Origin of the sequence: Paracoccus albicereus (assembly GCF_024359525.1) — a bacterium.
Classification (GTDB): domain Bacteria; phylum Pseudomonadota; class Alphaproteobacteria; order Rhodobacterales; family Rhodobacteraceae; genus Paracoccus; species Paracoccus albicereus.
In genome coordinates this window covers 397,107-422,050 of record NZ_JAKZEU010000001.1, presented here as the reverse complement: position 1 = coordinate 422,050, position 24,944 = coordinate 397,107, and the positions used below count along the sequence as shown (strand labels likewise).

Sequence of the window (24,944 nt, the reverse complement as noted above, 5' to 3'; positions counted from 1 at the left end):
GATGTGCAGAATGGGCGCCATCGACAAAAGGGTTCCTGCGATGGCGATCACCAAGGCGGCCGAGGCGCGGCGGCGCAATTACCACTACATGGCCGACGCGATGCGGAAGCTGGAATGGGACCTGCACCAGGCGGTGTTCCGCGACTTGCGCATCCCGGCGGACTGGCACGCGATCGCGAAGGAGAAGGGCGCGGAGGGCAAGACCCGCGTCACGCTGCGGCTGGACGACGACGTGCTGAAATTCTTCCGCTCGATGGGCTCGGACTGGCAGCCGCGGATGAACCGGGTGCTGTCGGTCTGGATGCACGCGCGACTGGCCGGGCTGATCGACGGGGCCGAGACGATGGACTACCTGCGCCGCACCAGCGACGACGACATCGACTTCGACGGCAAGCGCCCGGACTGGGCGGACCAGTCCCGCGATCTGGAGGAGTTCGGCGAGGACATCGCCTGGGGCGATTTCGGCCGCGACAATCCGGGCGTGCCGATGGAGACGCCGGAGGGCGTGAAGAAGGGGCGCGAGTCCGTGGCGCAGCGCTACGCACGGATGAAGGCGGAGTGGGGGGTGAAGTGAGACTATGATTGACTCGCGGCACAAGCGCTTAAAGTAATAGCATCCTAAGACTGTCGCAGACTACAGCGAGCTTTGCCGTGGGGAAGCCGGACGGGCGGCCGCATATGGGTCGTGGCATGGCTTAATTAAGCTTGTAGAGCGGGATTACTCTCAGGATGCCAACACTTGTTCCGATCGATACACTCGACTTGCTAAGGAGGAGCATTCATTCAAGTCAATCCACGCCCTTGACCAGTTCTAATTTTGATATTGGTCAGTGGCAGCGCATAATTGACGAAGCTGATGCAGCAACCGTTGTCGATATGGATCTTTTTAATATTGCTGACTGTTTAAGCAGTAAGTATAAGACTGAGCGAGCAAAGCTTACCAAATTAAGTAAATACGCTACAGATGGTTTGGTCGAACTAATCCTTTCTGAACTCGACAACGTGGTGAAAGAGGCTAGGCACAAATTTAATCCTCTGTTATCAAATACACCGGGGGTCGCGCAGAAGCTATATCAAGCTACAATCACCTCTGCCGTCGACAGTGCAAGTCAACTTGTGTCATATGCACTTTTGTCAGATGGGTCATTAAACCCTAATAGTCTTAATCTTGACGATCTGTACCAAGCAAATCAGAGGGTTCAAATGATTCAAAGCCTCTGGGAGCAGGCAATCTGGGAGAATTCGCACGTTTACTTAAAGGATCAATCCTTCTGGATCGAACCGCAGGATGTTCATCTTGCGAAGCACTGGGAGGCCGCGAGAATTCTCGAGGAAGTTAGGGATGAGAGCCTTGGAAACCAGCCGAATAAAATCCTAGAATTTTCATATCTTAGCAAGAAGATTATACGAGTTTCTGATGAGGGTGAGCGATTTATTATTGAACACGCGCCAATGAATAATGGCGAAGTTCTAGATCTTGGTTATTTGTCAGGCGATTCCCGATCTGAACTATTCGATATTCCATTTCGTTACCAACAAGAGGAAATTACTCTCAGGGAAGTCCTCAGCGCATGGCATGTCATTGCTCGATATGTTTTGCTAACCGTCAAAAAGCGTCAGTCGACAGGAAGTCAGAACCGCATATTTGAAACTAAGACACTTTTAGATGCATTGGCGGCTGTCATGTTCAGTGGGATACGCGAGAGCTATCCTAGATTTTATCAGCTTCCGGCCCTTTCCAGATCGATCGGGGCTATGGTCTTCGCCCATTATACCTCTCAAACATGAGCGAACGGCGATCTGTCATCAGGCCCTATACATAACGAACATGCAGACTAGATTTTCAGACTGGTGTTCCCGCGCAAAATTGTTTTCCGGAAAAAGTAATCCGGCGAAATCTCTTTTTGAAAAAAATATGCGACTAAATCTTTTAGAAAAGAGAAAAGATATGAACGAGGAAGACTTTTTCCCGCTAGCGCACGCTTTTGATGCGGGTGAAAGTGGCGATATCGATCTAGTGCTCAGGGTCGGTCCTATCGTATTAGTCTGCGAGATTAAAACCTACCTTAACGCTAATGAGCCAAGAAGACGGCACCGCATCCTTGAAAGTCTGAGAGATGCAGGCGGCCAGTTAGAAAGCAAGCTAAGCTGGGTCAGGCATAATCGCGCGGTCTTAAGTCAGGCTATTAAATGAAATGGCGACGTCAAGAAACTTCAATTTATTGGGTTAATTGTGGTTAATAAATTCTCAGGTCATGGGCTTTCTGTAAACGGAATACCAGTAGTTAGAGGCAGCTACCTTCTAGATTCGCTGACTGACATCGTTGTCGCCGCTCAAGATAGTGCTGATCCAAGCGGTAAAATTGCAAATATACTAGCAGAGCCCTTTGACATTCGGTCAAAGGAGTCCTCACTTACGATGATGCTAGACCGGGTCGGATTTAACTTTTTCGCCCGAGTGGCCTTCGACACCAGTTCAAGCCTGCAAACTTCGCACCCCAACTTCACCCTCTTCCCGTGACTTGATCGCCGCGACGGCCGCGATGCTTCCCGCCGCCGTCGTGTAATACGGGATCTTGTCATAGAGGGCGACGGCACGGATCTCTCGGCTGTCGGCGATGGCCTGGGCGCCCTCTGTCGTGTTCAGGACCATCGCGATGTCGCCGTTCTTCAGGCGGTCGACGATGTTCGGGCGGCCCTCGTAGACCTTGTTCACGCGTTGCGCCTGAACCCCGTGGGCGGCGAGCCAGTCGGCGGTGCCGCCGGTCGCGACGATGTCGAATCCCATCGCGATCAGGTCGCGGCTGGCCGCGGCCAGCGCATCGGACTTGTCGGCATCCTTGATCGAGACGAAAACCATCCCCTCGGACGGCAGGATCGTGCCCGCGCCCATCTGCGATTTCAGGAAGGCGCGGGGGAAGTTGCGGTCCCAGCCCATGACTTCGCCGGTCGAGCGCATTTCCGGGCCCAGCAGCGTATCGACGCCGGGGAAGCGGGCGAAGGGCAGCACGGCTTCCTTCACGGAAAACCAGGGCGTGATCGGATCGGCGAGCGTGAGGGGGTCGGCGAAGGGCAGGTCGTCTTCGGGGCCGACCCCTTCCGGGTAGGGGTCGCGCGCGGGGAAGTTCGCCATCGGCTCGCCCGCCATCAGGCGCGCGGCGATCGACGCGATGGCGCTGTCGGTGGCCTTGGCGACGAAGGGGACGGTGCGGCTGGCGCGGGGATTGACCTCGAGCACGTAGATCTCGCCGTCCTTCAGCGCGAATTGCACGTTCATCAGGCCGACGACGTGCAGCGCGCGGGCCATCGCGACGGTCTGGCGCTTGAGTTCGTCGATGGTCGCGGCGTCCAGCGTGTGCGGGGGGAGCGAGCAGGCGCTGTCGCCGGAATGGACGCCCGCCTCCTCGATATGTTCCATGATGCCGGCGACGTGGACATCGGTGCCGTCCGAGAGCGCGTCGACATCGACCTCGATCGCGCCGGAAAGGTAGCTGTCGAGCAGGACGGGGTTACGCCCCGAGACGGTCACGGCCTCGGTGATGTAGCGCTTGAGGTGGTCCATGTCGCGCACGATCTCCATCGCGCGGCCGCCGAGCACGTAGGAGGGGCGGATGACGAGGGGGAAGCCGATGCGGCGGGCGATGTCGAGCGCCTCGGCATCGCTGTGGGCGATGCCGTTGACGGGCTGCTTGAGGCCGAGGCGGTTGAGCAGGTCTTGGAAGCGCTCGCGGTCCTCGGCCAGGTCGATCGCGTCGGGTGTGGTGCCGAGGATCGGGATGCCCTCTGCCTCCAGCGCGTTGGCGAGTTTCAGCGGCGTCTGGCCGCCGAACTGGACGATGACGCCGTGAAGGGTGCCGTTCTCCTGCTCCACCCGAAGGATTTCGAGGACGTGTTCGAGGGTCAACGGCTCGAAATAGAGGCGGTCCGAGGTGTCGTAATCGGTGCTGACGGTTTCGGGGTTGCAGTTGACCATGATGGTCTCGAACCCGGCATCGGTCAGCGCGAAACAGGCGTGGCAGCAGCAATAGTCGAATTCGATCCCCTGGCCGATGCGGTTGGGGCCGCCGCCGAGGATCACGACCTTGCGGGCGTCGGTGGGGCGCGACTCGCATTCGACGTCGCCCATCGCGGGGGCTTCGTAGGTGGAATACATGTAAGGGGTTTGCGCCTCGAACTCGGCGGCGCAGGTGTCGATGCGCTTGAAGACGGGGCGGATGCCGGCGCCGGTGCGGGCGCGGCGGATGTCGGCTTCGTCGCGGTCGGTCAGATGAGCGAGACGGGCATCGGTGAAGCCCATCATCTTGAGCCGGCGCAGACCGTCCGTGTCGGTGGGCAGGCCGTGGTGGCGGACCTGATGTTCGGCGTCCACGATCTCGCGCAGGCGCGACAGGAACCACGGGTCGAAGCGGGTGACGCGCTGGATCTCATCGTCCGAAAGACCGAAGCGCATCGCTTCGGCGATGATGCGGATGCGGTCGGGCGTCTGTTCGGACAGCGCCTTGATGACCGCGGGCTTGCCTTCGTCGGCGGCACCGGGGATGGCGATCTCGTCAAGGCCGGTCAGGCCGTTTTCCATCGAGGTCAGCGCCTTTTGCAGCGATTCGTGGAAGCTGCGGCCGATCGCCATGACCTCACCCACCGATTTCATCGCGGTGGTGAGCTCGGGCTTGGAGCCCGGGAATTTTTCGAAGGCGAAACGGGGGATCTTGGTCACGACATAGTCGATCGACGGCTCGAAACTTGCCGGCGTGACCTTGGTAATGTCGTTGTCGAGTTCGTCCAGCGTGTAGCCGACCGCCAGTTTCGCGGCGATCTTGGCGATCGGGAAGCCGGTCGCCTTCGAGGCCAGCGCCGAGGAACGCGAGACTCGCGGGTTCATCTCGATCACGACCATGCGGCCGTCATCGGGATTGATCGCCCACTGGACGTTGGAGCCGCCGGTTTCGACACCGATTTCGCGCAGGACCGCGATCGAGCCGTTGCGCATCCGCTGGTATTCGCGGTCGGTGAGCGTCAACGCGGGGGCCACGGTGATCGAATCGCCGGTGTGGACGCCCATCGGATCGACGTTTTCGATGGCACAGACGATGATGGCGTTGTCGTTGCGGTCGCGCACGACCTCCATCTCGAATTCCTTCCAGCCGAGCAGGCTTTCGTCGATCAGGACCTGGGCGACGGGGCTGGCATCGAGGCCGGAGCGGACGATCCGTTCGTAGTCGTCGCGGTTGTAGGCGACGCCGCCGCCGGTGCCGCCCAGCGTGAAGGCGGGTCGGATGATCGCGGGCAGGCCGATCTCTTCCAGCGCCTCTACCGCCTGGGCGACGCCGGCCTTGATGTCGTATTTGCCGGTTGGCAGCTTCGGCGCGCTGATGATGGTCGCGCGCGGGTTTTCCAGTCCGATCCGGTCCATCGCCTCGCGGAACAGCTTGCGATCCTCAGCCATCTCGATCGCGGTGCGCTGGGCGCCGATCAGCTCGACACCGTAGCGGTTCAGCACACCTGCATCGGCCAAAGCCAGCGCGGTGTTCAGACCCGTCTGACCGCCCATCGTGGGCAGCAGCGCGTCGGGACGTTCCTTGGCGATGATCTTTTCGACGACGGCCGGCGTGATCGGCTCGATATAGGTCGCGTCGGCCATTTCCGGGTCGGTCATGATCGTCGCGGGGTTGGAGTTGACCAGGATGACCCGGTAGCCTTCCTCGCGCAGCGCCTTGCAGGCCTGTGCGCCTGAATAATCGAACTCGCAGGCCTGCCCGATCACGATCGGCCCGGCGCCGATGATCAGGATCGACGAGATATCCGTACGTTTCGGCATGAGTGTCCCCGGCTGGCTGTCATCGGCGCAAATCGTCCGGGGTTATAGCCATGGAGGTCTTGGGCGCAAGGGCAGGTGAGGGCGAAGCCCGCCGGAAGCTCGACCGTGCCCGCCGCAAGTGACGGAAGAGTATCGCCGAAAGATCCGGGGGCATGTGGTTCGCGGTCGCCGGCAACCGCTGGCCAGGCTCGGCGGCACGTCAGGTGCGGACCAGTCTAGCCCCGCGTCAGCAGTGCCAGCGCGTTGGCATAGCGCGACGTGTTCACGCCGCCGCCTTCGGCCAGCTGCGCCCGGACGAGAAAGGTGCGGATCAGTTTTTCCGATCCCGCTGCCTCGGCATATCCCTTGAACGAGGTCGTCCCCGTCACCTTCACGGCACGGGTCATGAATTCTTCGACCTGGCGGTCCACCGGCAGTTTGGCGTAGGCGGGACCGAAGCCGAAGGCGGTTTCGAAGAACTGGCGCAGGGGCGGATTTCCCAGGACCTCGAACCACAGCGTTCGGTCGGTCGAATTGCGCGTCGCCATGCCCGAAAGCTCGCGCTGAGCGTTCATGGCCAGCCGCAGCGTCTCGTCCGCCTCGCCGACGCGACGTTCGAATTCGCGGGTGATATAGAGTGCGGCGAAACGGTCACCGAACCCGGGCTTGCTCGTCTGTTCGGTGCCGCGATCCATCTGCAGCGCATCGGCGAGACGCCGATAGCGCTTGTCGCTCAGCCGGTTGACCAGCGACGTGTCGTCGTTGCGGTCTGATTCCAGCACCTTTCGGATGAAGGCCTTGTTGGCAATGTCGCCCTCGAGCCCGAAGGCGCCGAGAGCGACGGAGAGCATCCGGTAATCACCGACCAGGGATTCCGGCGTGGCCTTTGCGATATTCGCGCGGAAATGATCCACCGCCCGATTGACCACAGGATCGCGCGCCATCGCCTGTCGCTGGGCATCGCCCGAACGTTTGAGAACGGCCCAACCGGTCAGACCCCCTGCGCCGATGGCGATGGGCGGGCTCATTGGACCCGGCTGGCCATCAGGCGCGCCTCGCGGGGCAGCAGATCACGCAGCTTGCGCAGCGCCTGGTAGACATTGCCCGCGATCGCGTGATCGCTGGCTGCGGTCAGCAGGGTCCGGCTGTCGCGATCGTCGAACACCTGCGTCAGCTGCTCGATCCCGCGCAGCAATTGCCTTTGTCCTTCTTCGGGGTCGGCATCGCCTGACAGGATCAGCTGGGCGACGTAGCAGACGCGCGCGGTGGGCGTCCTGACCGCCTCGGGGTGTATCGCGTCCTTGAGGCGCAGCACATGGGCGTTCGGCGTCATGATCGAGATGCGCGAGCGGCGGTCCCCGTTCTCGACCACAGCGCCGTTGATCAGCACGCGTTCGTTCGGGGCGAGCTTGATGACCAGGCCGCTCATCGGCTGACCTCGGGGCGCAGGCCTGCGAGGATCGCCCGGTTGATGTCGATCAGCGCACCGACCTGCGCCTGACGGCGGATGACCGCCATGCCGTGGCGGATCGAGAAGATCGCGAGCGAGGCCAGTTCGGCCCTGAGCGACCGGGGCAGCGCATTGTCCGGATTGGCCAGGTCGGCCGCCAGCGTCGTCCACAGCTCGTTGTTCTTGTGGACAGCGGTGATCCGCTCGATCTCGGTCTGGGCGTTGCTCATCATGCGCGTAACCCGCGCGAAGGCTTCGTATTCGTTGTCACGGGGATTGCGCACGGCGTTCATGCCGTAGCCGTTCTGGTGGAGGGGGGTCACCGCGTTCAAGGCTCGGGTTCCGATCTTCTGGGGTCAGGGAAATTCAGTCTGGGTCGTCGTTCCGGAACGTGTCCGGATCAGGCAGAAAGGGGGCGCCCTGACGGACGCCCCCGTTGAGGATCAGCGGAACAGGGCCAGGATCGAGGACGGCGCCTGGTTTGCGATCGACAGCGACTGGATGCCCAGCTGCTGCTGCGTCTGCAGCGCCTGCAGGCGGGCAGAGGCCTCTTCCATGTTCGCGTCGACCAGCGCGCCGATGCCCATCGTCAGGGTGTCGGTCAGCTTCGACAGGAAGCCGATCTGGGTATCGATCCGCTTGCCCGACGAGCCGAAATCCGACGCCGCGGCGATGACGTCCTGCATCATCGTCTCGATATTCGCCAGCGCGGTCGAGGCATTGGCCGGGGTGTCGACGGTGATCGTGCTCAGAAGGCCAAGTCCGCCGGCGCCGGCGTTCTTGTACTGCGCCGAAACACCCAGATCGCTGGCCCCGCCGTTGGTCAGGACCAGGGTCCCGGCGGTGCCGCTGTCGTAATCGACCGTCAGATCGGCGATGCCCAGGGCTTCGATCGCGCCTTTCAGGCCCACTGCCGCAAGATCGGCGGGGGTCGTCGAGGCGACATCGGCGGCGCTGAACGTGTAGGACGCGGTCTTGCCGCCGATCGTGACCTGCAGCTTGTCGCCGGCCGCGTAGGTGGCGCCCGCATCGACCACCAGCGTGCCGGTGCCCGTCGCCGCATCCATGGTGAAGGCCGCGGTGTCGGCCGCCGTCGACGCGCCGGTCGAGCCGGTGAAGGCCGCTTGCGCCACGTAAGCGCCTTGCGACAGGTCGTGTCCGGTCACGTCGATCGTGCCGGCGGTGACGGTGCCGCCCGCGCTGCGGTCCAGCGAGGCGAGGAAGCCGAACGAGGCGGTCGAGCCGTCAAGCAGGTTCATCCCGTTGATCTGGGCGCTGCTGACGATCGTGCCGATCTGACCCACCAGTTGGTCGATATCGGCCTGGACCTTGTCGCGCGACGAGGTGTCGCCGGCGCCGAGGTTCTGCGCCGCGATGACCGCGTCGCGCATCTGGGTCATCAGCGCGCTGATCTGTTCGGCGCCGTTCTGCGCCGTCGCGACCGCCGAGGAGGCCATCGACAGGTTGCTGGAGATGGTCTTGAACCCGCTGACTTCCGCTTCCATCACCTTCGAGATCGACCAGACGGCGGCGTTGTCCTTGGCGGTGGCGACGCTTTTGCCGGTAGAGATCTCGTTCTGGGTCTTGGTCAGGCTGGAATTGATGTTCTTCAGGGTCTGCAGCGCGACGATGGCGCCGTTATTGGTCAGAATGCTGGACATGAAGTCCTCCATTGGAAAGGCGCTTTTGCGCCTGATTTTCGGAAAGGACGGCCTTCTGACCGGGTGGGCGTCTTGCCCCGCACCATCCAGTGCGTTCCCCCTTATTACGGGTGGAGTGTCAATGAATAATGAATGGGTTCCTCTTCGGCAAAAGCTTCGAACCGAACATTTTATTCAATACCGCCGCGCCGTGGCGGCCTGGATCGAGGTGCTGCGGCGCTGACCGGCCTGATCGTAGGTTTGCAGCGATCGGGCGCAGTCAAAGATCGCCTGAATGTGCTCGACCGCCGCGCGGGTCCCCGCAAGGGCGGCCTCGGACATGGCGCGCAGTTCGGTCAGCGCGGCCTCGACCGCGGGTCGTTCGGCCGAGGGCAATCCCGATTTCTCCAGCGACGCCGTGAAAGAATCGAGCAGGTTCTGCGCGGTAGCGGAATCGCCCTGACGCAGTGCCTTGCGGATCTCGGACAACGACCGTGTTGCAGCGGTGGCCATTACAGATTCCCCTTCATCGCTTGGGCGAGACCAAGATCGAGCGAGCCGGTCAGCAGACCGGCATATGATTCGGTCAGGAAGGACGCGAACTGTTCCTCGCCGATGCCACCCGAAAAGCTGCCTTCGCCCGGCTTGGGTCCGGCATATTTCAGCATCTCCTGGAGGAACGCCCGTTCAAGTTTTTCAGCCACGATTTCGGTGTCGCCGGAGCGGGACGCGGGCATTAAAGAAAGCTGGTTTGAATTGATCTGCATTTTTCCAACCGGGTGAATGTCATGGGGTTTGGATAACAGGCAACGGTAAACAAATTGGCAATGCTTTGGGGTTATCACCGATGAAAGCGAATCGATTGGACGGCGATGGAAAACTTGCTCAACCTGATCCTCGGTCCCCTGCGCCAGCCCGCCGCGTTGCCCGGTGCCGGCGACGGCGTTGAAACCGTCAGCGGCGATGTCGCGGCTTGGCTGGAGGCTGTCGCACCAGAGGCTGATGGGATCGACGCGCGCGATGATCTCGCAGGTTCGGAAGCCGAAACATCCGCAGAGGACGACGACCAGGATCACTGGATCACTGTCGGCTCGGCGATCGAACGCGAGGTCTGGGCCTGGACCGGTATCTCTGGCGGCGTCGCTGCCAGCCTGGATGGCAGCGACATTGCGGGTGAAGCAGAAATATTGACCGCGGAAAGCGGTCGTTTGCTTGGCCTGGCATCGAACCCGGCGCCGACAGCGGTGGCCGTCGAGCATGGGGGCAGTGTTCGTCGGGAGGCTGAAGGAGAAATGGCGGTCACGCCGCCTGGTGCGGCTGCACCCAAAGCCGTCGATGATGGCGCCCTGTTCGTTCAGCGCGAAGGTTTAGGTGCGGGCTTTGGAACGGACGACAAACCGAAACTGCCTGAAGCCAGTGTTCTCGGAGGGGGCACGACCCAGGGTGAGACGACGGATCCAGCTATCGATCAGATCGCTTCGCGGACGCGGCGGGCCGGAGGCGCCGAAGCCGCGGCGGTGTTTACGGGACCAGCGGCTGCTGGTGTTTCGGCGGATGATCGGACGCCCTCTGAGAGTGGTCCTGTCGCTGCTGTCCAAGGTTCGCGTGACGATGCCGAACGGCTTGAAGGTGATCGAGTGGTGCGGCGAGCAAATGCCGATTCTGTCGACAATTCCCGTCCCGCCGATCCGCGTGTGCACCATGCGCCGCTAGTGTTGGCGAGGCGCGATACGCTCGATGGGGGTCAGCACGATTTTCTCGACCCGGCCGCCAAGCCAGGCTTTGCCGGCGATGATGTGGCCATCGGCGCGGTTGCGGCCAGAATCGACGGCGCGACCGTAAGCGCCTCGGATTCCGCCGCGCTTACCGCTCATGGCCGTTCGCCCGAGGTCACCGCCCAGAATGTCGCGCGACAGATCGGCGAGGCGACGCTGAGGCATCGGCAGGGCGAGATCGAGATCGCGCTGTCACCCGAGGAGCTGGGCCGCGTTCGCCTAGTGGTCAGCGGCGGAGAGCGGGGTGCGATCGTCACGGTTTTCTTCGACCGGGCGGATGTTCTGGATCTGATGCGCCGCCATCCCGAACAGCTGCTGCAGGATCTGCGCGACAGCGGCTTTGCCGATGCGCGGCTGGATCTTCGCGACGGATCAGGCGGACAGCGCCAGCGACCCGAACAACCGGGGTCCCGGACCGACAGGACGCCGTCCGATCCCGTCGAGTCGCTGGCCGCCGCTGCGCGCGCCGCCAATCCGATCCGCCCTGCCGCACAAGTGGTAGCGAGCGATCGTCATCTTGATATTCGTCTGTAGGGAACGATCATGGTCACATCCGTCAACACATCGCCCACCGTCGCCGGCACCACATCGCAGGCAAAGGCTGCATCCGGCGAGGCGGCGCGCGGCGCCTTCGCGAACGGGGACTTCGAAACCTTTCTGCGCATGCTGACGACTCAGCTGAAGAATCAGGACCCGCTCAATCCGATGGAAGGGTCGGATTTCGCGGTCCAGCTTGCCACTTTCTCGGGGGTCGAACAGCAGGCGCAGACCAACAAGCTTCTGACGCAGATGGTCGGGCAAAGCGGCGGCTCCAGCCTGACGGAGCTTTCGGGATGGATCGGCAAGGAGGCGCGGACCACGGCGCCGGTCTGGTTCGGGGCCGATCCGCTGACGCTGGATGTTGCGCCCGATTCGCGGGCCGACAGCGTGATCTTGGTCACGAAGGATGCGGCCGGACGCGAGATCATGCGCGAAGAGATCGGGCCCGGCGCGGGTCAGGTGGACTGGCTGGGACGCGATGCCTCGGGTGTGAAGCTGCCTGACGGCGTCTATGCCTTCTCGATCGAAAGCTGGGCCAAGGGCGAGAAGATCGGTGAAAGCAAGGTCGGTGCCTATGGCCGCGTGATCGAGGCCGAAACCGGCCCCGAGGGCGCCACCCTGACCTTCGAAGGCGGCGGCTCGGCCCTGGCTGACGACGTGACGGCCATCCGGGAGCCGGATGCGGCCTGATCGGGACGTTCAGGATAGACGATCACACGCCTTGGACGATGGAAGACTGCCACAGCGACGGAACCAGAGGCTGGGTGCCCGCTGTCGATCGATCCTTAACCGAGCATCGCGCCCAGTGCGATCCCGCCCAAGGCCAGCGCGGCGCCACCCAGCCACAGCCTCGATCGGTCGTGCGAGGGCGGCGGAGTTTCCGGCGCTTCGCGCCGCGCCATGTCCCACAGCACCTGATCCACGATGCGGGGCAGCAGCGGGCCGTAGCGGCTGATGGTCTGGGCCACCAGATGCAGGTCGCGTCCGATCGCCCGCGGACCCAGGGCATCGCGGATGTAATCCTCGACCACCGGCCGCGCGGCCTGCCAGATGTTGATGTTGGGATCGAGTGAACGGGCCACGCCTTCGACCACCACCATCGTGCGCTGCAGCAGGATCAGTTCGGTTCGGGTCTGCATGCCGAAGCGTTCCGTGACCTCGAACAGATAGCCCAGCAGGCTCGCCATCGAGATGCGGGAGGCGTCGGCGCCGAAGATCGGCTCGCCCACGGCGCGCAAGGCGCGGGCGAAGGCGGCCTCGTCCCGGTCGCGGGGGACGTAGCCCGCCTCGAAATGGACCCGCGCGACACGGTGATAGTCGCGCTGGATGAAGCCCATCAGGATTTCCGCATAGATGCGGCGCGTATAGGCGTCGATCTGACCCATGATGCCGAAATCATAGGCGATGATGTCGCCGGACGCCGCGACCTTGAGGTTGCCCTGATGCATGTCGGCATGAAAGAAACCGTCGCGAAGCGCATGACGCAGGAACAGCTGCAGCACGCGCTCGGCCAGCCCGTGCAGGTCATGGCCGGCTTCGCGCAGCGCCGGGACATCGCCCATCGGCAGGCCCTCTGCCCAGTCGCTGGTCAGCACCCGGCGGCCCGAAAGGTCCCAGTGCGGCGACGGCAGCGCGAATCCCTGATCCTGCGCGGTATTCTCGATATATTGCGAGGCCGAGGCCGCTTCGAGCCGCAGGTCCAACTCGCCCGTCACCACCGACTCGAAATGGGCGATGACATCGCGGGGCCGCAGGCGGCGGCTTTGCGGCAGCAGCCGCTCGATCAGGCCGGCGGCGAAATGGAACGCGTCGATGTCGCGGCGGAAGGCGGCCTCGATCCCGGGGCGCAGCACCTTGACCGCCACCTCCTGCCCGGTATCGGCGCGGCGCGCATGGTGAACCTGCGCAATCGAGGCGGCGGCGACGGGGTCGGAAAATTCCGAAAACAGCGCCTCGACCGGCTGGCGCAGTTCGGTGGCGATCATCGTGCGCGCCACGTCGGTCGAGAAGGGCGGCAGGCGATCCTGCAGCATGCGCAGCTGATCGGCCAGTTCCACTCCCACGACATCGGCGCGCGTCGACATGATCTGGCCGAACTTGATGTAGGCGGGCCCCAGTGCGGTGATCGCACGGGTGATCGGCGGCAACGCGGGATCGCCTTTGTAGCCGAGCCAGGCGAAGGGCCAGCCCAGCATCCGCGCAGCCAGTCGCAGGCGCGGCGGCGCATCGACCGCATCCAGCGCCGCGCCCATCGCGCCGGTGCGCTGGAAGGTCGCGCCGGTGCGGATCAGGCGCCACAGGTTGTGCGGCCCGCGCATCCTAGATCTTCCAGCCCGAATGCAGCGCGGCGATGCCCATGCTGAGATTGCGGTAATCGACGCGCGCGAACCCCGCCTCGCGGATCATCGCGGCAAAGCTGTCCTGGTCGGGAAAGCGGCGGATCGATTCGACCAGATACTGATAGCTGTCGCGATCGCCGGTCACCGCCTGCCCCATCGCCGGAATGACGTTGAAGGAATAGCGGTCATAGGCCCATTGCAGTGCGGGCACGGGAAGCTGCGAAAACTCCAGCACCATCAGCCGGCCGCCGGGGCGCAGGACGCGGAACGCCTCGGCCAGAGCATCGGCGATGCGGGTAACGTTGCGGATGCCGAAGCTGATCGTGTAGCGGTCGAAGCTGGCGTCAGTGAAGGGCAGCGCCATCGCATCGCCCGTCACCCAGTCAAGCCTGTCGGCGACGCGGTCGGCCTCGGCCCGCTTGCGGCCCTCGATCAGCATCGCCTCGGTCATGTCGCAGACGGTCGCCTTCGCGCCCGGCGCGCGGTCGAGGAAACGGAACGCGATGTCGCCCGTGCCGCCCGCCACATCCAGAAGGCGCTGACCGTCGCGCGGCGCAAGCCAGTCCATCATCGCGGATTTCCACAGCCGGTGGACGCCGCCGCTCATCAGGTCGTTCATCACGTCGTAGCGGCTGGCGACGCTCGAGAAGACGCCATGGACCAGTCCGGCCTTGTCGCCCTCGTCCACGGTCCTGAAACCGAAATGGGTTGTCTTGTGATCGCTCATGCCGCTTGCCGTTCGTGCCTTGCGCCGCCAGATAAGCTTGGGCGCGCCGGGCACAATGGCCGGGATGGCGTCTGGGCGCAATCCGATCGGCGCCATGCGGTCATTGCAGGCGGAAAGGAAAACGTTTGCCCGAACTTCCCGAGGTCGAGACGGTCCGCCAGGGCCTGATCCCGCATCTGGAGGGTGCAGAGATCGCACGTGTCGAGGTCAGGCGGCCGGATCTGCGCTGGCCCATGCCGCCCGATCTGGTGCAGGTGCTGACCGGCGCGCGGGTCACGGCGCTGCGGCGGCGGTCGAAATACCTGCTGGCCGATCTGGACGGCCGCGGCAGCCTGCTGATGCATCTGGGCATGTCGGGCCGGCTGCTGGTCGAAGATCTGTCACTGGCCGAGTTCCACCGAGATCCGGCGATCCTGCCGCAGCATGATCATGTTGTGCTGGAAACCGGAGCGGGGACCCGGATCACATTCAACGATGCGCGCCGGTTCGGCATGGTCGATCTGGTGCGCGAGGGAGAGATCCATCCGCTGCTGGCCCATATCGGGCCCGAGCCGTTGGAAGACGGCTTCGATGCAGCCGTGCTGGCCCGTGCCTTTGCCGGTCGTCGGGCGCCGGTCAAACAGGTTCTGCTGGACCAGCGTATCGTTGCGGGGCTGGGCAACATCTACGTCAACGAGGCGCTGTTCCGCGCCGGCATCGATCCGCGTCGCGCGGCGGGCCGGATCGGGCCGGCCAGGATTGCCGCGCTGACCGGGCATATCCGCGATGTGCTGACGGACGCCATCGCCGCAGGCGGGTCGTCCCTGCGCGATCACCGGCAGGCGACGGGCGAGCTGGGCTATTTCCAACATCGATTCCAGGTCTATGACCGCGAGGGCGCGCCCTGCCCGCGACCCGGCTGCGACGGGATCGTGCGGCGCATCGTGCAATCGGGCCGGTCGAGCTTTTACTGCCCGCGATGCCAGAGGTAGCGTCCGGTCGCAGCGCCTGATAGGTAGGCCGGCAAGCTCGGCGCGAGTCCCGCGCCCCACCCGAGCCGCGCCAGCGGCGCCAACCCTTGCGAGGCAATAGGATGGCTTACGAAACGATCATCGTCGAGATCGAGGATTACGTCGCGACGATCCGCCTGAACCGTCCCGAAGCCCTGAACGCGCTGAACGCCAAGCTGATGGACGAGCTGTCGCGCGCGCTAGCCGAGGCAGACCGCAGCGACAAGGTCCGCTGCATGATCGTCACCGGCAGCGAGAAGGCCTTTGCCGCGGGCGCCGACATCAAGGAAATGTCGGAGAAAAGCTTTACCGACGTCTATCTGGACAACCTGTTCACCGGTCCGACCGAAAAGATCATGGCGGTCCGCAAGCCGATCATCGCGGCCGTCAGCGGTTACGCGCTGGGCGGCGGGTGCGAGCTGGCGATGCTGTGCGATTTCATTATTGCAGCGGATACAGCCAAATTCGGCCAGCCTGAGATCAATCTGGGCATCGTCGCGGGAATCGGCGGCACGCAGCGGCTGACCCGCTTCGTGGGCAAGGCCAAGGCGATGGACATGAACCTGACCGGCCGCTTCATGGACGCCGCGGAAGCCGAACGGTCCGGCCTCGTCAGTCGCGTCGTTCCGGCCGCCAAGCTGATGGCCGAGGCGACGGGCGCGGCCAAGAAGATCGCCGAGAAGTCTTTGCTCGCGACGATGGTCGTCAAGGAGGCGGTGAACCGGTCCTACGAGACGACGCTGCGCGAGGGCCTGCTGTTCGAGCGGCAGACCTTCTATTCGCTGTTCGCGACCGAGGACCAGAAAGAGGGCATGGCCGCCTTTCTGGAAAAGCGTGAGCCGCAGTTCCGCGACAAATAGGGCTTTCCTTCCGGACTTTGCTGCCTTATAGGCGGCGCCCACATGCGCGTGGGCCCGCTTAGGCAAGAATCGACTCCGATCCCGGCTTTGGGATTCGGTCCTGTCGGGTCTGTTGCGCGATCGGGAAGCAATCAGACCGCAGGACAAGAGCAATGGCCAATACCCTTCAATCCAAGAAACGCGCCCGCCAGATCGAGCGCAAGACCGCTGTGAACAAGGCGCGTCGTTCGCGCATCCGCACCTTCCTGCGCCGCGTCGAAGAGGCGCTGGCCAAGGGCGACGCAACGGCAGCTTCGGACGCGCTGAAAAACGCGCAGCCTGAACTGATGCGTGGTGTGACCAAAGGCATCTATCACAAAAACACCGCATCGCGGAAAATCTCGCGTCTCGCGTCGCGGGTGAAGGCGATTTCTAAGGCCTGAACGGGGTTGCGCCCATCGTCGATCCGGAGCCTTCGGAAGGTCCGGATCGGGGCTGTGCGAGCCAGCATTTAAAGGGTCCGTCCACAAGGGCGGACCCTTTTGCGTGGACATATCAAGAATTCGTTAACCTTTAGTTTTCAGCAACTTACCTGCCCGAAACGAAAATATGCAGGCGCTTCAAGCCGCTTTGAGATTCGTCCGGGCAAAGTTTCTGTCAAGCGCGAAGATCGGTTGCGCGCCGGGTGCGCCTTGCTAGTTTGTCCAAGCGATTCACCTCGCATATGGGGGACATGTCGCGAACTCGGGCTCTGCCAGGCCCAAGCATCGTTCGCGACAGGCTGCTTCGGATGATAAGCGCCCCGTGACTCGGTTTTATGACAGGCGCTGCCATTGCCTGACGTGAGCCATGACACGGGATTGCCGATCGGTGCTCAAGGCTGCGTTTTTTGCGGCCGGACACCGGCATCCCTGGTCGTCCAACACCCCGAAGACGAGGGCGTCGCTGTCCCGCCGGTCTGTCCGGCGGGGGTTGGGGACAATGACAGGAAAGACAGATGGACGAACTCTGGATGCAGGTGTCGGCGAAGCTTGAAGGCGCGGTCGGGGCGAACAACCATGACCGATGGATCAAGCCCTTGCGTCTGACCGCGCTGGATCAGGGCGTCGCGGCCTTCGACGCGCCCACGCGTTTCGTCTCGGACTGGGTGAACCGGCATTTCGCGCGCCAGATCCTCGACGGGCTGGCCGAGGCAAGCGGCACCCGTGTCGAGCGGCTGCGCTTCGAAATCCGACCCGAGCGTGTTGCCAACAATCCCGAGCGTGCCCCGGCCGACAGCGCGTCCCGCGCGGCTGCGCCGGCTGCAGTTGCGACGAACGATCTGGGCGCGCCGCTGGACCAGCGCTTTACCTTTGACAATTTCGTCGTCGGCAAACCCAACGAGCTGGCCCATGCCGCCGCGCGCCGCGTGGCCGAGGGTGAGCGTGTCAGCTTCAACCCGCTGTTTCTTTACGGCGGTGTCGGGTTGGGCAAGACCCACCTGATGCACGCGATCGCGCATGAATTTCAGCGCAACCACCCGGATGCGAAGGTCCTCTACCTGTCGGCCGAGCAATTCATGTACCGCTTCATCCAGGCGCTGCGCGAAAGCACGATCATGGACTTCAAGGAGATGTTCCGGAACGTGCATCTGCTGATGGTCGATGACGTCCAGTTCATCGCGGGCAAGGAAAGCACGCAGGAAGAATTCTTCCATACGTTCAACGCGCTGGTCGACAAGGGCAAGCAGATCGTGATTTCGGCCGACCGCGCGCCGGGCGAGATCAAGGGCCTGGAAGAGCGGATCAAGTCGCGGCTGTCCTGCGGTCTGCTGGTCGATCTTCATCCGACCACCTACGAGTTGCGTCTGGGCATTCTGCAGTCCAAGACCGACGCCTTCCGTGCCCAATATCCGGGCCTGTCCATCGCGCCGGGTGTGCTGGAATTCCTCGCCCATCGGATCACCTCGAACGTGCGTGTGCTGGAAGGGGCGTTGCAGCGCCTGTTCGCGGTGGCCAATCTCACCCACCGCGAGATCACGCAGGATCTGACGCAGGATTGCCTCGCGGACATCCTGCGCGCGTCTGACCGCCGCGTCTCGGTCGAGGAAATCCAGCGCAAGGTCGCCGATCACTACAACATCCGCCTGTCGGACATGATCGGGCCCAAGCGCGTACGCAACGTCGCCCGCCCCCGTCAGATCGCGATGTATCTGTCGAAGCAGTTGACCAGCCGCAGCCTGCCCGAGATCGGGCGCCGCTTCGGTGGTCGCGACCACACCACGATCATGCACGGCGTGCGCAAGGTCGAGGAACTGGCCGCGGGCGACGAGACGCTGGCCGAGGATCTGGACCTGCTGCGCCGCCTGCTTGAGGCATAGGCACGTCGCGAGGCGGAGCCGGCCAAGACCCAGTCTCGACATGAAATTCTTGTGAGCAAGCCTTCGGGCGGTTAACAAGGCGCTCCGGGGCCGACACCTGTAGCGGGCGATGAGGGAACGCTGATGAAACTTTCGATCGAACGCGCGGTGCTGGTAAAGGCCGTCAATCAGGCGCAATCGGTGGTCGAGCGGCGCAACACGATCCCGATCTTGGCCAACGTCCTGATCGAGGCGACACCCGACGGCGTCAGCTTTCGCGCGACAGATCTGGACACCGAGGTCGTGGACCGCGCCCCCGCGCAGGTCGAACGCCCCGGCGCCACCACGGTCAGCGCGATGATGCTGAACGAGATCGCACGAAAGCTTCCGGACGGCGCACTGGTCAGCATCAGTGCCGATCCCTCGACCGCGCGGCTGACCGTCCAGGCAGGGCGATCGAACTTCAGCCTCGCCACGCTGCCGCGCGAAGATTTCCCGGTCATGGCGACGACCGAATATACCGCAAATTTCAGCGCCAAGGCGGCCGAATTGCGGCGCCTGTTCGACAAGTCGAAATTCGCGATCTCGACCGAAGAGACGCGCTATTACCTGAACGGCGTCTACATGCATGTCGCGAAGTCGGAAGATGGGCCCGTCCTGCGTTGCGTGGCGACCGACGGCCATCGGCTGGCGCGGATCGATGCGCCGCTTCCGGATGGTGCCGAAGAGATGCCGGGCGTCATCGTGCCGCGCAAGACGGTGGCCGAATTGCGCAAGCTTCTGGAAGACGACGACGCGGCGATCGCAGTCTCGGTCAGTGAAACCAAGGTGCGCTTCGCGACGGCCGACATCACGCTGACCAGCAAGGTGATCGACGGCACATTCCCCGATTATGCGCGTGTGATTCCGAACGGAAATTCCCGAAAGCTTGAAGTCGACGCGACCGATCTGGCGCGTGCGGTGGACCGCGTGGCGACCGTCAGCTCCGAACGCTCGCGTGCGGTCAAGCTGGCGCTTGACGAAGATCGGCTGGTCCTGTCCGTCAACGCGCCGGATGCCGGTGCCGCCGACGAGGAACTGGCCGTGGCCTATGCCGACGAGCCGCTGGAGATCGGCTTCAACGCCAAGTACCTGCAGGAAATCGCCAGCCAGGTGGACCGCGAGAATGCGGTGTTCCTGTTCAACGGGTCCGGCGATGCGGCATTGATCCGCGAGGGCGGCGATACCAGCGCCGTCTATGTCGTCATGCCGATGCGGGTGTGACGCTCAGCCAGCTTTCCCTTGCGCAATTCCGGTCCTGGCGACGGCTCGATCTGACGCTGGACGAACGCCCCGTTGCGATTTTCGGGCCGAACGGATCGGGCAAGACCAACATCTTGGAAGCCGTGTCGATGCTGGCGCCTGGCCGCGGTCTGCGGGGGGCGCAGGCCGCCGAACAGGCGCGGCAGGATGCCGGCGCGGGCTGGCGCATCCGGGCGCAGATCGGGGACCGCCCGGTCGAGACCGCTGCACTGCCCGGCGAGACGCGCAGTGTCACCATCGACGACAAGACGGCCCCGCAGACAGCGCTGGGCAGGCTGACGAGGGTGATCTGGCTGGTTCCCGCAATGGATCGGCTGTGGACCGACAGTCCCGAGGCGCGGCGGCGCTTTCTGGACCGCGTGACGCTGAGCCTGCATCCAGACCATGCCGAGGCATCGCTGGCCTACGAAAAGGCGATGCGGGAACGTAACCGTCTGCTGCGCGATCAGGTTGGTGATCTGGGCTGGTACCGTGCGGTCGAGGCGCGGATGGCGGAATCCGGTGCGATCATTACCCGCAACCGCCTGGCCGCGCTGGCCGCGATCACCAAGGCACAGCGCGCCCGTGCCACGGTGTTTCCCGCCGCCCATCTGGAATTGCTGCCGGGCGAAGGCCATGCCGACGACCCCCATGCCAGCACCATCGCCGCGCGTCTGGCCGACATGCGCGCCCGCGATCTGGCGGCCGGACGCAGCCTGTCCGGGCCGCATCGCGCCGATCTGGGCGCGATCTGGGGTCCGGGTGACATGCCCGCCGCGCTGGCATCGACCGGTGAGCAGAAGGCACTGCTTCTGTCGATGATCCTGGCCAATGCGCGCGCGCTTGCGGCAGAGCGACCGCTTCTGCTGCTGGACGAAGTGGCGGCGCATCTGGATGCCGACCGCCGTGCGCTGCTTTACGACGAGATCGTGGCGATGCGCGCGCAGGCCTTCATGACCGGAACCGGGGCCGAGTTGTTCAAGGCGGCGGCCGATCGTGCGCGGATGCTGTCGGTCGCACGCGAGGACGGGGTTTCGCGGCTGGAGGAGGTCGCATGACCGTCAGTGCCGAGGCGATCTGGCTTTACGCGGGCGCCATGGTCGCGATCTGGCTGACCCCCGGCCCGGTCTGGGTCGCGATCATGGCTCGCGCCCTGTCCCACGGCTTCAGCGGTATCTGGCCCCTGGCGCTGGGCGTCGCCATCGGCGATGCGATCTGGCCGCTGGTCGCGATTTTTGGCCTGTCCCTCCTGGTCGAGGACAGCGCGGCGCTGATCCATGCGCTGCGCTGGGTCGCGGCGGCGGTGTTCATCCTCATGGGCGCAGCCCTGATCCGCCACGCGCGCCAGCCGATCGAGACCGACCGCCGCCTGACCCGTGCCGGCGGCTGGGCGGGCTTCAGCGCGGGTCTGCTGGCGATCGCGGGCAACCCCAAGGCTGCCCTGTTCTACGTGGGCGTCTTGCCGGGCTTCTTCGATCTGCGCCACCTGACGGGCGGCGACATAGCTGTGATCGTCGTGATGTCGGCGGCGATCCCCTTCGCGCTGAACATGGCGATGGGGGCAATGGTCTCGGCGGCACGGGCGCGGCTGGCGACGCCGCGCGGGATGCGGCTGATGTCGCTGACCTCGGGCGGGCTTCTGATCGCCGTCGGGCTTGCCATCGGCGTGTCGGCCCTGGTCGCCGACTGAGCCCTTGCGAAGACGGGCCCGATCCCGCCCAAAGCCCCGATATCCTGTGCCTTTCCCGTGACAATCCCGGCCCGGGACACTATATCATGGGCAAGCAAACAGGATCAGATACGCATGAACGAGACCGCTGCGCAAAGCAACGCCTACGGCGCGGATTCCATCAAGGTTCTCAAGGGGCTGGAGGCGGTGCGCAAGCGCCCCGGGATGTATATTGGCGATACCGACGACGGGTCGGGCCTGCATCACATGGTCTACGAGGTCGTGGACAACGGGATCGACGAGGCGCTCGCCGGTCACGCCGATTATGTCCGGGTGAAGATCCACGCCGACAACAGCGTCTCGGTCCGCGACAACGGTCGCGGCATCCCGGTCGACATGCATCCGTCCGAGGGCGTCAGTGCGGCCGAGGTCATCATGACCCAGCTTCATGCCGGCGGGAAATTCGACCAGAACAGCTACAAGGTTTCGGGCGGGTTGCATGGCGTCGGCGTGTCGGTTGTCAACGCGCTTTCCGACTGGCTGGAACTGCGCGTCTGGCGCAACGGCAAGGAGCATTACGCCCGGTTCGAGCATGGCGATACCGTCGAGCATCTGCGCGTGGTGGAGGATGCGCCCGGTCAATCGGGGACGGAGGTGCGGTTCCTCGCCTCGAACCGGCAGCTGGACCCGAACGGGACGTTCAGCAATCTCGACTACAGCTTCAAGACGCTGGAAAACCGGCTGCGGGAACTGGCCTTTCTGAACAGCGGCGTGAAGATCATCCTGGAAGACGACCGGCCGGCCGAACCGCTTCGGACAGAGCTGTTCTACGAAGGCGGTGTGCGCGAATTCGTCAAATATCTCGACCGCAGCAAGCAGGCCGTCCTGCCAGAGCCGATCTTCATGACAGGCGAGCGTGGCGGCATCGGCGTCGAGGTCGCGATGTGGTGGAACGACAGCTACCATGAGACGGTGCTGCCCTTCACCAACAACATCCCGCAGCGAGACGGCGGCACGCACATGGCGGGCTTTCGCGGCGCGCTGACGCGGGTGATCCAGAAATACGCGCAGGACAGCGGTATCGCGAAACGCGAAAAGGTCGACTTCACCGGCGATGACGCCCGCGAAGGGTTGACCTGCGTGCTGTCCGTCAAGGTGCCCGATCCGAAATTCTCCAGCCAGACCAAGGACAAGCTGGTCTCGTCCGAAGTGCGTCCCGCGGTCGAAGGGCTGGTGGGGGAGAAGCTGGGCGAGTGGTTCGAGGAAAACCCGGCGGAAGCCAAGCAGATCATCGGAAAGATCATCGAAGCCGCCCTGGCCCGCGAGGCGGCGCGCAAGGCGCGCGAGCTGACCCGGCGCAAGTCGGTGATGGACGTGGCCTCGCTGCCCGGCAAGCTGGCGGATTGTCAGGAAAAGGACCCGGCGCTCAGCGAGCTGTTCATCGTCGAGGGTGACTCGGCGGGCGGTTCGGCCAAGCAGGGCCGGTCGCGCCAGAACCAGGCGGTGCTGCCGCTTCGCGGCAAGATTCTGAACGTCGAACGGGCGCGATTCGACCGGATGCTGTCGAGCGATCAGATCGGCACGTTGATCACCGCACTGGGCACGGGGATCGGGCGCGACGAATTCAACCTGAACAAGCTGCGTTACCACAAGATCGTTATCATGACGGATGCCGACGTGGACGGCGCGCATATCCGCACGCTGCTGCTGACATTCTTCTTCCGACAGATGCCCGATCTGATCGAGGCGGGCCATCTCTATATCGCGCAGCCGCCGCTTTATAAGGTCGGCCGGGGGCGGTCCGAGGTCTATTTGAAAAACGAAGCCGCGCTGGAGGATTATCTGATCCAGCAAGGTGTCGACGGTGCGACGTTACGCTTGGATTCCGGTGAAGAAATCACCGGAAACGATCTTGCCCGGGTGGTCGAGGAGGCAAGGGCGGCACGGCGGATTCTGCGCGCCTATCCGACGCATTATCCGGCCCATATCACCGAACAGGCCGCAATCGCCGGCGCGCTTCTGCCGGGAAGGATCGATCAGGACGCACAGGGGGTCGCATCCGCGGTGGCCCAGCGACTGGATCTGGTGGCCGAGGAATATGAGCGGGGCTGGACCGGTCGGCCCACGCAGGACGGCGGTATTCGGGTTGCGCGTGTGTTGCGTGGCGTCGAGGAAAGCCGTTTGCTGGATGGCCCGATGCTGCGCAGCGGAGAAAGCCGTCGGCTGGGCGAGATGACCCAGGTGCTGCAGGATATCTATGGCCAGCCCGCACGGCTGGTACGCAAGGACCGTGGCATCCCGATCAACGGGCCGCTGGACTTGCTGTCGGCAATCTTCCTCGAAGGCGAAAAGGGTCTGTCCCTTCAACGCTACAAGGGTCTGGGCGAAATGAACCCCGATCAGTTGTGGGAAACCACGCTGGATCCGGTTGTGCGCACGATGCTGCAGGTGCGAATCGAGGATGTGGCCGACGCCGAGGATTTGTTCACCAAACTGATGGGCGATGTGGTCGAGCCGCGGCGTGAATTCATTCAGCAGAACGCATTGAACGTCGAAAACCTGGATACCTGACGGGCAAGTCGGGCGCGATATTTGTGCCCTTTTTGTCGCGTCAGCGCAAAAAGGATACAAAACAAACAAATCAAAAGACCTGCGGCATTGCTTGGTTCGGCGCGAATGATCTAGTTTCAGACTGATTATCGGCGCTCTGCCGGCGTCGGCCTATCAATGCTGGAGTGACCTATGCCAAGCACGCTGAAAACCTCATCCGTCGTGGCCGGACTTGCCCTGATGGCAACGCAGGCCGCAAATGCTGGCGGATATACTGCGCCCGTCGTGGCAACCGCGCCGATCGTCGCGCCTGAAGTCCAGATGGAACCTGCTTCGAATTGGGCGGGCGGATACGCCGGCGGTTCGCTTGGTTACAGTTTCAGCGGGGACGATGAAGTCGGTCTGGACGTGGTCGAAGACGGCGTGACGACGGCTCGCGGAACCGAACTGGGCAATCTGGAGCTTTCGGGCGCGACCGCCGGGGTTCATGCCGGCTATCGCTGGCAGCGCGATCGTCTGGTTTTCGGCCCGGAACTCGGGGTAGAATTCGGCAATGTCGACGATGAAATTGACCTGACCGCCAGCGCGGTTTCGACCGGCGTGACGGCGTCGACCGAGGTGAACAACATCCTCTCGCTGCGCTTCAAGACCGGCTATCTGCTGAACGATCAGACGATGCTCTTCGGCTCTGCCGGTGTCGTTCGCGGCGACTTTGATGTAACGCTTGCCAGCGACGGCGACAGCGCCACCGAAAGCTACAACGCGACGGGCTATTCGCTGGGCTTGGGTGTCGAGCGCAAGCTGAGCAACCGCATGTCGCTGACCGCAGCCTACGAATATCGTGATTTCGGCCGGACCGACGTCGACTTCACCGATGGTGAAACGACGATCGAGACGATCGCCACGCCCGAGCATCACAATGTCAGCCTTGGGCTGAACTTCAGCTTCTGATCGCTGCGAACAGCGCAAGACAGGCCGGCCGCTGCGCGCGCCGGCCTTTTTTATGCGTCCGG

Annotated in this window: 23 protein-coding genes; 14 read left to right on the top strand and 9 right to left on the bottom strand. The window is 63.6% G+C overall.

Going from position 1 to position 24,944, the window contains the following annotated elements; translation table 11 throughout:
• Positions 1-40: 40 nt before the first annotated feature.
• The 3 genes from MLD63_RS02130 (at position 41) to MLD63_RS02120 (ending at position 2,194) form a co-directional block, all read left to right on the top strand.
• A complete protein-coding gene (locus MLD63_RS02130; RefSeq protein WP_255328189.1) occupies positions 41-574 on the top strand; it encodes a BrnA antitoxin family protein in 534 nt (177 codons plus the stop codon).
• A gap of 155 nt (positions 575-729) precedes the next feature.
• Positions 730-1,788 (top strand): hypothetical protein, encoded by a 1,059-nt coding sequence (locus MLD63_RS02125; protein WP_255328188.1) that lies wholly within the window; start codon positions 730-732, stop codon positions 1,786-1,788.
• 40 nt (positions 1,789-1,828) lie between these two features.
• Positions 1,829-2,194 (top strand): hypothetical protein, encoded by a 366-nt coding sequence (locus tag MLD63_RS02120; protein ID WP_255328187.1) that lies wholly within the window; start codon positions 1,829-1,831, stop codon positions 2,192-2,194.
• A gap of 282 nt (positions 2,195-2,476) precedes the next feature.
• Here MLD63_RS02120 and carB read toward each other — a convergent pair whose 3' ends face one another.
• The 7 genes from carB to MLD63_RS02085 all read right to left on the bottom strand — a co-directional run bounded on the left by carB (position 2,477) and on the right by MLD63_RS02085 (position 9,621).
• Positions 2,477-5,815, bottom strand: a complete 3,339-nt coding sequence (gene carB / locus MLD63_RS02115) for a carbamoyl-phosphate synthase large subunit (protein ID WP_255328186.1) — start codon at positions 5,813-5,815, stop codon at positions 2,477-2,479.
• Positions 5,816-6,030: 215 nt separating this feature from the next.
• Positions 6,031-6,822: a DUF1217 domain-containing protein gene (locus MLD63_RS02110; protein ID WP_255328185.1), complete on the bottom strand. Its 792-nt coding sequence runs from the start codon at positions 6,820-6,822 to the stop codon at positions 6,031-6,033.
• Complete coding sequence (flbT, locus tag MLD63_RS02105; RefSeq protein WP_255328184.1) at positions 6,819-7,223, bottom strand: flagellar biosynthesis repressor FlbT; 405 nt, start codon at positions 7,221-7,223, stop codon at positions 6,819-6,821. The genes MLD63_RS02110 and flbT overlap by 4 nt, the downstream gene beginning before the upstream one ends.
• Positions 7,220-7,567: a flagellar biosynthesis regulator FlaF gene (flaF, locus tag MLD63_RS02100; RefSeq protein ID WP_255328183.1), complete on the bottom strand. Its 348-nt coding sequence runs from the start codon at positions 7,565-7,567 to the stop codon at positions 7,220-7,222. Before flaF ends, flbT begins: the two co-directional genes overlap by 4 nt.
• A 120-nt stretch (positions 7,568-7,687) precedes the next feature.
• Complete coding sequence (locus MLD63_RS02095) at positions 7,688-8,905, bottom strand: flagellin N-terminal helical domain-containing protein (RefSeq protein WP_255328182.1); 1,218 nt, start codon at positions 8,903-8,905, stop codon at positions 7,688-7,690.
• A 174-nt stretch (positions 8,906-9,079) separates the two neighbouring features.
• Complete coding sequence (locus MLD63_RS02090; protein ID WP_255328181.1) at positions 9,080-9,397, bottom strand: hypothetical protein; 318 nt, start codon at positions 9,395-9,397, stop codon at positions 9,080-9,082.
• Positions 9,397-9,621 (bottom strand): hypothetical protein, encoded by a 225-nt coding sequence (locus tag MLD63_RS02085; protein WP_255328180.1) that lies wholly within the window; start codon positions 9,619-9,621, stop codon positions 9,397-9,399. The genes MLD63_RS02090 and MLD63_RS02085 overlap by 1 nt, the downstream gene beginning before the upstream one ends.
• 135 nt (positions 9,622-9,756) lie before the next feature.
• Here MLD63_RS02085 and fliK point away from each other — a divergent pair, with 135 nt between their 5' ends.
• Positions 9,757-11,193, top strand: a complete 1,437-nt coding sequence (gene fliK, locus MLD63_RS02080; RefSeq protein ID WP_255328179.1) for a flagellar hook-length control protein FliK — start codon at positions 9,757-9,759, stop codon at positions 11,191-11,193.
• A 9-nt stretch (positions 11,194-11,202) separates the two neighbouring features.
• The gene (locus MLD63_RS02075) at positions 11,203-11,889 is read left to right on the top strand and encodes a flagellar hook capping FlgD N-terminal domain-containing protein (protein WP_255328178.1); all 687 of its coding nucleotides are present in this window, start codon (positions 11,203-11,205) and stop codon (positions 11,887-11,889) included.
• 95 nt (positions 11,890-11,984) lie between these two features.
• Here the strand turns inward: MLD63_RS02075 and ubiB are convergent, their stop codons facing one another.
• Both ubiB and ubiE read right to left on the bottom strand, forming a co-directional pair.
• On the bottom strand, positions 11,985-13,517 hold the full coding sequence (ubiB, locus tag MLD63_RS02070) for a 2-polyprenylphenol 6-hydroxylase (protein ID WP_255328177.1): 1,533 nt from the start codon (positions 13,515-13,517) through the stop codon (positions 11,985-11,987).
• 1 nt (position 13,518) lies between these two features.
• A complete protein-coding gene (ubiE, locus tag MLD63_RS02065; protein WP_255328176.1) occupies positions 13,519-14,265 on the bottom strand; it encodes a bifunctional demethylmenaquinone methyltransferase/2-methoxy-6-polyprenyl-1,4-benzoquinol methylase UbiE in 747 nt (248 codons plus the stop codon).
• 125 nt (positions 14,266-14,390) lie between these two features.
• Here ubiE and mutM point away from each other — a divergent pair, with 125 nt between their 5' ends.
• From mutM to MLD63_RS02020, 9 genes are all read left to right on the top strand, one after another.
• Positions 14,391-15,236, top strand: coding sequence for a bifunctional DNA-formamidopyrimidine glycosylase/DNA-(apurinic or apyrimidinic site) lyase (gene mutM / locus MLD63_RS02060; RefSeq protein ID WP_255328175.1), 846 nt, complete (start codon positions 14,391-14,393; stop codon positions 15,234-15,236).
• A 101-nt stretch (positions 15,237-15,337) separates the two neighbouring features.
• Entirely contained in the window at positions 15,338-16,114 is a 777-nt protein-coding gene (locus MLD63_RS02055) for an enoyl-CoA hydratase (RefSeq protein WP_255328174.1), read from the top strand.
• Between the two features lie 152 nt (positions 16,115-16,266).
• Positions 16,267-16,536 (top strand): 30S ribosomal protein S20, encoded by a 270-nt coding sequence (gene rpsT, locus MLD63_RS02050; protein ID WP_255328172.1) that lies wholly within the window; start codon positions 16,267-16,269, stop codon positions 16,534-16,536.
• A gap of 554 nt (positions 16,537-17,090) precedes the next feature.
• A complete protein-coding gene (gene dnaA, locus MLD63_RS02045) occupies positions 17,091-18,452 on the top strand; it encodes a chromosomal replication initiator protein DnaA (RefSeq protein ID WP_255328171.1) in 1,362 nt (453 codons plus the stop codon).
• Positions 18,453-18,575: 123 nt separating this feature from the next.
• Entirely contained in the window at positions 18,576-19,694 is a 1,119-nt protein-coding gene (gene dnaN / locus MLD63_RS02040) for a DNA polymerase III subunit beta (RefSeq protein ID WP_255328170.1), read from the top strand.
• Entirely contained in the window at positions 19,691-20,770 is a 1,080-nt protein-coding gene (gene recF, locus MLD63_RS02035; RefSeq protein ID WP_255328169.1) for a DNA replication/repair protein RecF, read from the top strand. The genes dnaN and recF overlap by 4 nt, the downstream gene beginning before the upstream one ends.
• On the top strand, positions 20,767-21,402 hold the full coding sequence (locus MLD63_RS02030) for a LysE family translocator (protein WP_255328168.1): 636 nt from the start codon (positions 20,767-20,769) through the stop codon (positions 21,400-21,402). The genes recF and MLD63_RS02030 overlap by 4 nt, the downstream gene beginning before the upstream one ends.
• Positions 21,403-21,516: 114 nt before the next feature.
• Positions 21,517-23,952 carry a DNA topoisomerase (ATP-hydrolyzing) subunit B gene (gyrB, locus tag MLD63_RS02025; RefSeq protein ID WP_255328167.1) on the top strand — a complete coding sequence of 812 codons (2,436 nt, stop codon included), beginning with the start codon at positions 21,517-21,519 and terminating at the stop codon, positions 23,950-23,952.
• A gap of 171 nt (positions 23,953-24,123) precedes the next feature.
• The gene (locus MLD63_RS02020) at positions 24,124-24,882 is read left to right on the top strand and encodes an outer membrane protein (RefSeq protein WP_255328166.1); all 759 of its coding nucleotides are present in this window, start codon (positions 24,124-24,126) and stop codon (positions 24,880-24,882) included.
• The last annotated feature ends 62 nt before the right edge of the window (positions 24,883-24,944 follow it).